Origin of the sequence: Oceanobacillus sp. HCA-5259, from assembly GCF_037892815.1 — a bacterium.
Lineage (GTDB): Bacteria > Bacillota > Bacilli > Bacillales > Amphibacillaceae > Oceanobacillus > Oceanobacillus indicireducens.
In genome coordinates, this window is record NZ_JBBKBV010000039.1 from 20,699 (window position 1) to 31,808 (window position 11,110).

The window sequence follows — 11,110 nt, forward strand, 5'->3', positions numbered from 1 at the left end:
GAGGGTGAAAATATGGAAGTTAAAGAGCAAATCCATAGATAGCAGCTGAAATAGTAGTAAAAGTAAATTCGCCAGAAAATGAATGCTGAAAAAGGTTCTCAGCATTCATTTTCTTTGAAGTTTACCTAAAAATAGATATTGACTTCTAATTTAAAAATAGGCATTAAAAAAGGGGATAGGGTGCTTGCTCGTTTGGGTTATGGTCCCTGGTCATTCATTTCGTGTTTTCCCCCTTTAGCTTCTGAAAATTTTTAAAACTGACATAGCGCTTTTCAAACAATTGATAGAGACTTATACTTATTTAAATATCGTAAAGCAATTTATAATGGAGGACATGATGAAAAAATGGATTATTTTAATTTTGACTATAGCAATAATTTGTGGCTTTGTGCTATATCACGTCATGAGTAACAGCGGCAGTACTCATACAATTTATGTTTCTATAAATGGAGACGACAAAAATAACGGAACAATCTCCAAGCCTTATCGAACGCTTAAAAAAGCAGCACTAGAAGCGAAGGCAGGAACAGTTGTATATATTCGGGAGGGCATTTATAATGAACAGCTAATCGTCCAGCATAGCGGCACAAAGGAGAAACCTGTTGAATTTAAAGCATATAATCAGGAAAACGTAGTAATTAGTGGAGAAGGCTTAAAACAGTTAGAAGGCGATATACCCTTAGTAACAATTGAGGATAATGACTATGTTACAATCAGCGGACTAACAATACAGGATTTGACAACAGACGTAAGCGATCATACAGTTATGGGTATATTTGTGACTGGTTCAAGCAGCCATATTCATTTGGAAAATAATCACGTACATGATATAAAAACTCTGGCTGATGATGGAAATGCCCATGGAATTGCTGTATATGGGACGGACGGGATGAAGGATATTGTAATCGTAAATAATACAGTTGAAGATTTAATTCTTGGTGCTAGTGAATCGATTGTGCTCAACGGCAATATAGACGGATTTACGGTGAAAGACAATCTTGTTCGGAGAAATAATAATATTGGTATTGACCTGATTGGTTTTGAAGGCATTTCAAATGATCCAAATGCCGATTTTGTGCGTAATGGTTGTGTAAAAAATAATACAGTGTATGAAATATCTTCATTTGGAAACCCAGCATATGGAGAAGAATATGCTGCAGGCGGTATTTATATTGATGGTGGAAAAAATATTATTGTCGAGGAAAACAAGGTATATGCCAATGACATTGGAATAGAGGCAACATCAGAGCATGCTAATCAGTATGCTGAGAATATTAGCATACTCCATAATGAAATATATAATAATCATTTTACAGGGATTTCAGTTGGTGGTTACGATAAGGAGAGAGGCGGCACTAAAAATTCCGTGATTGCAGAAAATGTTCTATATCGTAATGATACAAAAGCGCTGGAAGGCGGACAGTTATTGATGCAGCATAACAGTAAAAACATTCGAATAGAAAAAAACATATTCACCGCAGGTCCTACTCGAATTTTTATCGCTAATTACTTTGATACAATTCAAAATAATACATGGAAGCAAAATGTTTTTCATGACGAAGAAGGAAAAGAGGGGATATGGATTTGGAAAAATAAATCCTATACATCCTTTCCAGACTTTCAAAAAGCCTCAAATAGTGATGAAGAATCTAGGTATATGGAAATAGAGGATATTGATTTCATATTGGAAAAGACTTCTCTTGGAAGGTGAATCGTTAAAAAAATTGAATCGAAACCCATTTAAGGCAATGACTTTAAAAAGTGATTGCCTTTTAGTATGGAAAATATATTTTAAGAGTAAACTCACAAAAGGTGCAGTAAAAATAAAACTCGCCGAATTTCGCATGAATGGTCGTTTTATGTATACACTCCACTATCGATCGGGCGCATGGTGTGCTATCTTGTTTTTCTTATAGGATCTCATCTACTTATGGTACGGTTCACCGTTAATATCTGAGGGGCAAAGAATGAGCATTGGATTTGATCTAACTCCAATGCTCATTCATAACTAAACCATTATATTTGAATAATTTTATTTCCTATTCATCAAATCCCAAATCTTTAGGTGGAGAAATTCCTAAATCCTTCGCAATATTTTTAAATTCATCTTTTAATTCCCCGTTTTTATTAAAGAAGTCTTTCAAATTCGCACACATCTTGTTAGGATAAGGTTGACTTTGAAAAACTCTACATAAAGATTGAACAACCTCTTTGTCTAACCCACTGTTAAATAGATAATATCTAACAGGTTTTAAATTTTTATTTCCCCATCCAAAATCATTAACAAGTGTACTAACATCATCGCCTATTCCAAATACTAACTTTCTGAAATTGATAAGATAGCCATTTTCAACTAATGTTATAAAGTCAATACTATCTGAAGGGATTTTGTTATTCAAGTTCAGAATTAGCTTGTTTATAGCAGTTTCCTTACTTCTATCTTCTATTAGGTTATTACGCAACAGCGTGGCAAGTAACTTATAAGGGTCTTCAAAGTTTTTAATCTTCTCGTACCACAAGTTATAAATAAAGTGCTTATCCTCATAAAATAGTGCTATACGATGGGTGTACTCTCCAATAAAAGCTTCAAAAACTTCAGCTCCTTTTTCACTTTTAAAATATTGTACTAACTGTCGTGAAAATGGGTCCCCCAGCTTAAAAAGTTCATCCCAAAATTTATTCATTTCGTCATTTTTAATCACAGTGAAGAATGGATCGATTTCCTCAAATATTCCCTGAACATCTTGATAAAAACTTAGTAGATCTTCTTCATATAGAGAGTGTTTTATTTGTTGAATTATGTGTGAGAAATCTGTCCCCTCTGGGGTAAATCTATGATCAAAATGTCGTTCAATATTTTCTAAAATTGCGACTCTACTTCCGCGCACAACAAGTTTTGGTAAATTAGATTGCATAAACGTCCAAAATGTTTCTACGTGTGCATTATTTATCTCATTCTCCTTGGCATGGGCAGCATCATTTCTCCTATCTCTCCAATAAGATAGGTGTCTATTCATTTCTTCACGTTTTTTATTATCTTGAAGAAAAATGGGCATATTAGAAAATCCTGTAACGGTATCAAACACAGTTTCTTCCCAAATGGCATCATTATTTACGTCTCTTTGTATGCTCTCCCATGCACCTTCTATAACGTTATCTGGGCGCTTAGCAACTAAAAGTCTATTTTTGATAACCTTTTCGAATCCAAGATAAGAGAAAAGCAACCCGGCTCTATATGCGCCTGCTTTATAACATATAATGCCTTCATTAAGCAGATCTGTAGCCTCTTCCGGAAACCTTTGCTCAGAAATCCACTTTTCAAACGGTAAAGCCATTTATTATTAACCCCCTACAAATACTCTAAAATCTTTAACACAGCCCCCATACTATTGCCGTGGTGGCAATCTTTGATATATTAGCTATTAGCGGGAATATTGGGGTCAGGCCCCTTTTCTTCCGTGATGATTTAAGGTGAAAAATACAGCACTGGTAAACCATATTCTTAGTGCTTTGTAATAAAATCCATCGAAATAGATTAAATGTAACTAATTTAGAAAATCATGAAGTCAATAATTTCGGGGAATTATTTTAATAACCTGCTAAAATTCCCTTTTAGTATATTAGACATTTTATGTTTATCAACCCTTTTAATTTCAGATAGGTCGCTTATTAAATTATCAATATACATGATATTATAATTTTTTCTAGTATCCTTAGTAAATGGCGCATCACTTTCAATTAAGATCCTATCTAATGGAATTTTATTTATTACATCTCTCCCCTTCTTACTAGCTAACATATCCCCATTTATAGAGAAATAATAATTATTTCCTATTGCCCTATTTAATTCTGTCATATTACCGCTATACCAGTGCAACATTACTTTACCGTTAAAATCAGCGCCTATTATATCTATTACTTCCCTTTCTGCCTTCCTAGAATGAACACTTAGAATTTTATTTTCAAATTTACCACAAGTTTTTATAATTTTTTCGAAAGTATCTGTTTGTAATATTCTACCTTTATAGTTGTTTTTGCTAAAGTCAAGCCCAATTTCTCCAATATATCTACATTGCTCTAGTTTTTCAAAGAAATGCGGTATCTGTTCTGGAAACTGTTCTATTAATTCTGGGTGTAATCCAAGCGCAAATCTAATGTATCTCGACTCACCAAACTTTTTAATGGCACGTTCATACAAATAAGGCAGATTCGTTACTGCAATAGTGTATGATTTATGATTTATAATTTGTCTTATAATCTTCTCTGTGTCCCTATATAGATCCAAATGCATATGTACATCAAAATAAAATTTACTCACATTAATCCTCCAAAAAAGCAATTAGTTCTTTCATTCCTCTTATATATAAGTCAGTAAATTTGTCCAGATCCTGAGTCAATGGCCCGGATTTTTGTATATCCAAAAACGCACGCTTACTATCAAACTTTGACAAACCCAACATATAAGAGGAGTAGTTCATTTTAGCAGTATCGAGACTAGTAAAATCGAGGTCTCTATACCTTGTTTCATCCTGAATTCCTGCACTTTTTATAGCTGATCTCCTTATTACACATGGTAGACAATACCCACAATGGCAGGCCTCTGATTCCCCTGTATACCTTCCCAAATCTGGATGCGAACAAGACATAGTATTGGCAATGTTTTTTTGTAAAAAATCAATTCTACTGCATTCTCTTATCATTTCACCTTTTGTTTTAAACTGATAAGGATTCCAGATATTCACCCTAATTTTTAAATTCCATAATAACCTTTGAAATAGAGATAAATAGAATGGATGTGTAGTCCTTGTACTACTACTACCCAGCCTTGAGCTAGTAAGTGGCACATTTAATGATATAAGTCCATTTTCCGGTATTACCAATTTTACTGGCTGATTTACAGAACTAGCAAGAACAACTGCGTGACTAAAAAACATAAAAGATCTTGTCCTCGTAGTGTCTTCAACGCCATTCTTAGCGCTAGCATAGAATGAGTAAAAGTTCCTTTCTGTTAATCCATATCTATCAATAAGCTTTTCCCGAAGGATATCTTGATATTCTTTTACCCCTTTACCACCACCATAATGGCTTACAAATAAAGTATCATTTTCTGAGCCATTATCTAACAAATCTATGGCTCCTATAAAAGAATCTAATCCACCCGACAACATACAAACTTTGTTAAACTCTATATTAGTTTTACCATCTTCTATACTATTTTTAAATTTTGTCTCTCTATCATTTAATTCTCTTCCCCTAAATTCTACTTCCCATGAATCACCACTCAAAAAACTTAGCATTTCTTCTAATAGACTTTTATTTTCTAACCAAGCTTCTTTATCCAAGACTGGAATATATAATTTAAAGTCCCTAGTCCAAGAATCATCTGCAGAGTCTCTTGGAATAATTCTATCTACCCCAAAAACAAATAATGAAATATAAAACATATCTAGTGCTGTCTTAGAAAAAAAATTGGGGAGAAAGGTGCGCTGAATTAAGAAAGCATGGATACAAAGTTGGCGGAATATTAAATGACGTCAACTTTTGTATGTTTATCTTTGCCTTTCGTTTGATGGATTGCTCGATTAAAATCAAACGCACCAATAAAATTATACACAATGGTAATTTCCTGTGTCTTGGTTTGATGATCTTTCGATGACACTAAAATTTTGTCGATAAATTCTCTTAAAATTGCTGTATCCAACTTCTCCAGTTTCGTATACTTTCTAGCAATTTTCACAAATTTACGGACATTTGTTTTCTTTTTCTCGTGTTCTTTTAACTCTTTTTGTAATGTATGACATGACGCTTTTAATGTTTCTTGTTCTTTCTCGTATTCACCGGATAAGTGAATAAATCTCTGATCACTGAGTTTTCCAGAAATGTGATCCTCGTATAAGCGTTTGAAAATAACATCTAATTCAACGATACGTTTTTCCATTTGTAAGAGTGTATCCTCCATTTTGGACAACTCTTTTTCTTTCTCCGACATACGAATGTCAGATACTTCTTGAATAAAGTCATTTTCATACGCAGACACATAGTGAAGGGCTTCTCTTAGGTTGTTTAATACAAGTTCCTCTAACACAACGGTACGGATACTATGCGTTTTCCCACATAAAGAGCGATCTTTTCGATACGTAGAACAGATCGAATATTCCTGTTCTTTCTTAAAACCACTTGCTCTACAAAGATACATTTTCCCACCACAGTCTGCACAAAATAATAATCCAGAGAACAACCCCATGTCACCATAACGATTCGGTCGACGTCGTGAACGGCGAATATTTTGGACGATCAAAAAAACGGATTCCTCTATAATGGCTGGATGGGTATTCTCGAATATTTTCCATTCGCTTGGATCAGTGTATATAAAGCGCTTCGTTTTATAAGAAGTTTTTCTCGTTTTAAAGTTAACCGTATGTCCTAGATATTCTACTCTCTCCAACATAGTAGATACTGTCTCTGTGCTCCATTGATATGGATTGGCAGGTGGAGTAGCAGGATACTTGATCCCTTTAGAACGAAAATAGGCGGAGGGACAAAGTATGTTCCGTTCTCTTAGCCATCTAGCAATTTGAGTAGGGCCAAGTCCGTCCATACAAAGAGAAAACATTTTTTGGACAACAGCTGCTGCATCTTCATCTACAATCCAATTCTTTTTATTGGTTGGATCTTTCAGATAACCATATGGTGCATTCGTGCTTAGTTTCTCACCTGAACGCCCTTTCGATTGCCATGTCGCACGAATTTTCTTGCTCGTATCTCTAGCATGCATTTCATTAAAGATATTGCGAATGGCAGTAAATTCATTGTCCCCTTTCGTACTGTCTACTCCATCGTTAATCGCAATAAAGTGAACATCAAAGTTAGGAAAAAGAATGTCGGTAAACATGCCTACTTGTAAATAATCACGTCCAAAGCGGGACATATCTTTGACAATGACACGATTTATTTTTCCTGCCTTTATATGTGCTAACATTTCTTGAAAGGCTGGACGATCAAAGGTTGTGCCACTGTATCCATCATCTACATAATGATACGTAAGCGTGTAATTTTGTTCCCGACAGTAATGATCTAAGATTTTCTTTTGATTGGAAATACTATTGCTTTCACCGTTCAGTGTATCCTCTTGAGAAAGACGAACATAAAGAGCTGTGATTCCTTCTTTATCTGTGTTCTTAGATGTATGTTTAACTTGAAACTCCATCACATTTTTTTGAACAGCGTGAAACACGTCATCACCGAGAGACTTAGAAGTATTTATCTTCTGAAAAGATAGCGCAGCATCTTTTGGTTGCGTTTGATTGTCAAGGTACAGGGAATCATACGTTTCTTTTTTATCACTTGCTCGTTTACTCATATCTGCCTCCTATTCCGGCAGTCAAACAAGCGGAATTGTACCTATCTATTATACCATAGACATGGCTTGTAGACTGCCTTCTCATAAGAAACGTTATCGTTTTATCCGTTCTTTCTTTAGGTCATTCAAAATCAAGCGACGAATCTTGCATACAGCATCTTCGGTTGCGTGTTTCTTTACGGTTGCTTTAACGATATACGTACTATCACCGATGAGATACTTTCGAACAATAAGAAGTTGTGTCTTTTGTTTTTTGGTATTCATGACCATCCATCCTTCCTTCAAACAGTTGTATTTCGAAATCAGACGGCTGTTGGTACAGCTCCACGGGAATTTCACCCCTGCAAGTATCTTCCAGCCCTACTCATCGTTTGCGACGCTCCAAACGCTCGAACGATGACGGTAGAGGAGTATCATTATCCAACTGATGGGTCATCGCCAGTAATCCACCACGATTACGTTAGATTTCTTATGTCTCGCTCGTTTCCATAGAAAGTCATGGCGCAAGAATCAAATGGCTGATCATCAGGAGAACGTATCTGATTTTCGTTTATCCTGCACGACGTTATATTTCGTGCTTTCTTTGTCAAGGTACAATAGTGCATCACTTTTCCAAACGTTTCGCTTTCAGAACAAGAACATTTACAAAGCGTATATAGCCGAGAAGCATGGACAGGAGAATGCGTTAGTTTAAAAATAAAGTATGTCCTTTCATAACCTTCAACAAATATTTTCAGAACATACCAAGATTTTTACGATATTTTTTGTGCTTTTTTAATAAGTGATGAAAAAACAAATCCTGCCCTCTTATAGTAGCCCCAATTGAAAAAGGATATTTGTTGCATATTTCGAAGAATTTTATAAAAATCCTCACTGAAATGCTTGTCGAATTTATATCATGTTGACAATTGAAAATCTTGGCTATTTTCTCTCTTTGTATGAAGTCCCGATTAGAAAAGGCAATTTGTTGTATTTTTGTAAAAATAAACGGAGATATCATTAAGAATGTTTGATTAAATTGATGAATGAGAGGAGAATAGCAAAGTGAAAATTGGTAGTGAAGATAAAATTCATTAAAAATTATCTTAATTGTGTTCGAAGAAATCACAGAATTTATGGAAGCATTTTTACGTTTTATCCGACTGCCACGGATAAAGAACTTGCTTATTATGTGAAAAATAATGTCTTACCACCAATTGATGAAGATTATATATTTTCAGAGCTAGTTAATCCTATATTCCAACAGTCTGGAAATCAGGTGCATGTTTGGATATCGGTGAAATATTTAGATGGAACGACAAAGGCAATGCAGCTTTCACAATATCTGCTGGCTTTAGAGAAAGATACGAATTGGACGATTGTGGAATAAATTAATTAGTCTCATCGTCATTATTTGTGAACGACACAGAGTTCCGACAATAAGTTAGTTACGTGCTAGTGCAGACTGTCTCAAACGGTAAGTCCTAGGCTTAATACCGTTTGAGAAGTAGGGTGACCATTTCTGATAACAGTGCGTTAGTTAAAAGGGGATATTCGAAGTTTTAAATAATGAATAAAATTGGAAAATATTTTTCGAGAATATGTTCATTTTTATTTAGAGGTATCTGCGCACTTCAATAAATTTAGATTGAAGAAGAATAAAATAAATATATCGTATCGAACGAATTTTATTTTACGTATGGGGATCAATACGAAAACGGAATGCAACACTCTAGATACTATGTTCATGCTACTCAAAAGAGAAGATAAAAACAGGCTAACGGTTTTTATCTTCCTTATTTTAGATTGAAAACAAATAATATTAATGAATATCTATTTTTTTAAAGTAGAGAATTGTGGCGATAAATCCGATAATAGAAGTGAAAATGATCGCAATATAGGAATACTGTGGAGGATATGTTGATAGCAACGTATTATTTGCTATATCTCCAGCAGCCGTCCAAGGAAACAAATCTCTATGTTCTGAGTTTGCTGTCATGATATTGATCAATGTAATCACAATTGTAAATATAATCGTTGGTACATAGTTTTTCATGACAAGTGTGATAAAGATAATTGGCATTGAAAGAACAAAAAGAAGGAGTCCGCCTGTGAAAAACTGCTTGAAAGATTCTCCGATTAATGAGAAACTTAAACCCTCAAACTGCCCTAGTGTTCCCAATAGTAAAGTAAGTCCCCAAGAAACTAAAGTTAACATCGTAATCCAAATGAATAAGAGAAGGATTTTACTTATAATAAAGCTTATTCGCGGCACTGGGATCGTAAGAAGATTTTTCAATGTATCTTCCGTATATTCACGATTAAAGAGAAAAGCTGTAACAACTCCATATAAAGGGACTCCGATGACTAAAACTGTATATAAATTAGTTTGGTAAAATAGTTCCTCAAATAAAATCACTTCAGTAGGTTGTTTCGTTTTCATATGTACATAGGTAGCGACAACGACGATAAAGGGGGCTACAGCAGCTCCAAGAATACTAATGATCATCATTTTAGCACGTTTTAGTTTTAAAAATTCCGTGAATAATAAATTAGTCAATCGTGTCACCCCCAACTAATCTTGTAAAGTAGTCTTCGAGTTTGTCTTCACTCATTGCAATCTTTACTACGTCAATATCATTTTGAACGAACAATTTATTGATTTCCGCTTGTTGTCCAAAGTGAGAGTATATACGAATATTTCCTTCATCATGCACTTCATAATCAAAAATATGGCAATGTTGCTCAAGAAGCATCGTTGCTTTATTGTCATTAGAAACTTGGAATTCAATGTATTTACGATTCTTTTTCCGAAGATAATCGAATGTTACTTCTTCCAATAGCTTTCCTTTATGAATGATCCCGATACGGTCAACTAGTTGTTCTATTTCCGACAAAATATGACTTGATATTAATATCGTTATATTTCTCTCTTCGGCTAGTGATTTAATCAGTCTCCGCATCTCCTTAATGCTAATCGGATCCAAACCGTTTGTAGGCTCATCGAGAATTAGAAGCTCTGGATGATGAAGAAGAGCTCTCGCAATTCCTAATCTCTGTTTCATCCCCAAAGAATATTGCCCTACTAGCTTTTTAGTTTCATTTTGCAATCCAACAATCTGTAGTGCTTCCTCAATCGCATTTTTCTTGTGAACACCAATAATTTTTGCATTAATAAGTAAATTTTCTGTCCCTGTAAGGTTTTCATAAAACCCAGGCACTTCAACAATCGAACCGATTCTTCTTAAAATTTCCTTTTGATTTTTATAGAAGTTTTCGCCAAATATCTCAATTTGTCCGTTAGTAGGTTTTATTAATCCTAATAACATTCTAATAGTGGTTGTTTTACCAGCACCGTTTCGGCCTAAAAAACCATAGATTTCTCCTTGATTTACTGTCATATTGAGACTATCTACTGATTTTTGATTTCCATAAATTTTCGTTAAGTTTGACGTTTTAATAACTGCCAAATGTCACACCCTCTTTTCCCTCCAACCATTTATCTTTATTGTATCGATCAAGATTTAATTACCTATTAACTATTCCTTAACTGTTTCTTAAAATCCGATTTAGGAAAAGAAAGACTAAATGTAGTTTTTATCCATGGAATACTTTCCACCCATATTTCTCCCTTATTTTTTTCCACTAAAGTTTTAGCAATAGCTAATCCTATTCCACTTCCCCCATTTAATTGATTTCTTGATTGGTCACCTCGATACATTCTTTCAAACACATTTCCAATATCAGCTTTCGGGATACCTGGTCCTTTAT

At 34.5% G+C, this 11,110-nt stretch carries 10 protein-coding genes; 2 read left to right on the top strand and 8 right to left on the bottom strand.

The features are described from left to right. The first annotated feature begins 337 nt into the window (after positions 1 to 337). Complete coding sequence (locus WKU33_RS16165; protein WP_340455554.1) at positions 338 to 1,711, top strand: DUF1565 domain-containing protein; 1,374 nt, start codon at positions 338 to 340, stop codon at positions 1,709 to 1,711. Positions 1,712 to 2,039: 328 nt separating this feature from the next. Here WKU33_RS16165 and WKU33_RS16170 read toward each other — a convergent pair whose 3' ends face one another. The 5 genes from WKU33_RS16170 to WKU33_RS16190 all read right to left on the bottom strand — a co-directional run bounded on the left by WKU33_RS16170 (position 2,040) and on the right by WKU33_RS16190 (position 7,624). Continuing rightward, the gene (locus WKU33_RS16170) at positions 2,040 to 3,335 is read right to left on the bottom strand and encodes a hypothetical protein (protein WP_340455556.1); all 1,296 of its coding nucleotides are present in this window, start codon (positions 3,333 to 3,335) and stop codon (positions 2,040 to 2,042) included. A 248-nt stretch (positions 3,336 to 3,583) separates the two neighbouring features. Further along, positions 3,584 to 4,318, bottom strand: coding sequence for a Qat anti-phage system TatD family nuclease QatD (gene qatD, locus WKU33_RS16175; RefSeq protein ID WP_340455557.1), 735 nt, complete (start codon positions 4,316 to 4,318; stop codon positions 3,584 to 3,586). Between the two features lies 1 nt (position 4,319). Beyond that, positions 4,320 to 5,444: a Qat anti-phage system QueC-like protein QatC gene (gene qatC, locus WKU33_RS16180; RefSeq protein ID WP_340455559.1), complete on the bottom strand. Its 1,125-nt coding sequence runs from the start codon at positions 5,442 to 5,444 to the stop codon at positions 4,320 to 4,322. Between the two features lie 80 nt (positions 5,445 to 5,524). Next, positions 5,525 to 7,360, bottom strand: coding sequence for a recombinase family protein (locus WKU33_RS16185; RefSeq protein WP_223805893.1), 1,836 nt, complete (start codon positions 7,358 to 7,360; stop codon positions 5,525 to 5,527). 93 nt (positions 7,361 to 7,453) lie between these two features. Continuing rightward, positions 7,454 to 7,624, bottom strand: a complete 171-nt coding sequence (locus WKU33_RS16190; RefSeq protein WP_218122155.1) for a hypothetical protein — start codon at positions 7,622 to 7,624, stop codon at positions 7,454 to 7,456. 793 nt (positions 7,625 to 8,417) lie between these two features. On the opposite strand from WKU33_RS16190, the gene WKU33_RS16195 reads away from it, so the two are divergent. Beyond that, positions 8,418 to 8,729 (top strand): conjugal transfer protein, encoded by a 312-nt coding sequence (locus WKU33_RS16195; protein WP_397316010.1) that lies wholly within the window; start codon positions 8,418 to 8,420, stop codon positions 8,727 to 8,729. Between the two features lie 432 nt (positions 8,730 to 9,161). On the opposite strand, the gene WKU33_RS16200 is transcribed toward WKU33_RS16195, so the two are convergent. The 3 genes from WKU33_RS16200 to WKU33_RS16210 form a co-directional block, all read right to left on the bottom strand. Beyond that, positions 9,162 to 9,899, bottom strand: a complete 738-nt coding sequence (locus WKU33_RS16200; RefSeq protein ID WP_340455565.1) for an ABC transporter permease — start codon at positions 9,897 to 9,899, stop codon at positions 9,162 to 9,164. Then, entirely contained in the window at positions 9,892 to 10,809 is a 918-nt protein-coding gene (locus tag WKU33_RS16205) for an ABC transporter ATP-binding protein (protein WP_340455567.1), read from the bottom strand. Before WKU33_RS16205 ends, WKU33_RS16200 begins: the two co-directional genes overlap by 8 nt. Before the next feature lie 65 nt (positions 10,810 to 10,874). Further along, positions 10,875 to 11,110: ATP-binding protein (locus tag WKU33_RS16210; protein WP_340455569.1), on the bottom strand; the 236-nt coding region annotated here is incomplete at its 5' end.

Coding starts and splice junctions, on each gene's coding strand:
- WKU33_RS16165 (WP_340455554.1), top strand. CDS start 338: ATGAAAAAATGGATTATTTTAATTTTGACTATAGCAATAATTTGTGGC.
- WKU33_RS16170 (WP_340455556.1), bottom strand. CDS start 3,335: ATGGCTTTACCGTTTGAAAAGTGGATTTCTGAGCAAAGGTTTCCGGAA.
- qatC (WP_340455559.1), bottom strand. CDS start 5,444: ATGTTTTATATTTCATTATTTGTTTTTGGGGTAGATAGAATTATTCCA.
- WKU33_RS16185 (WP_223805893.1), bottom strand. CDS start 7,360: ATGAGTAAACGAGCAAGTGATAAAAAAGAAACGTATGATTCCCTGTAC.
- WKU33_RS16190 (WP_218122155.1), bottom strand. CDS start 7,624: ATGAATACCAAAAAACAAAAGACACAACTTCTTATTGTTCGAAAGTAT.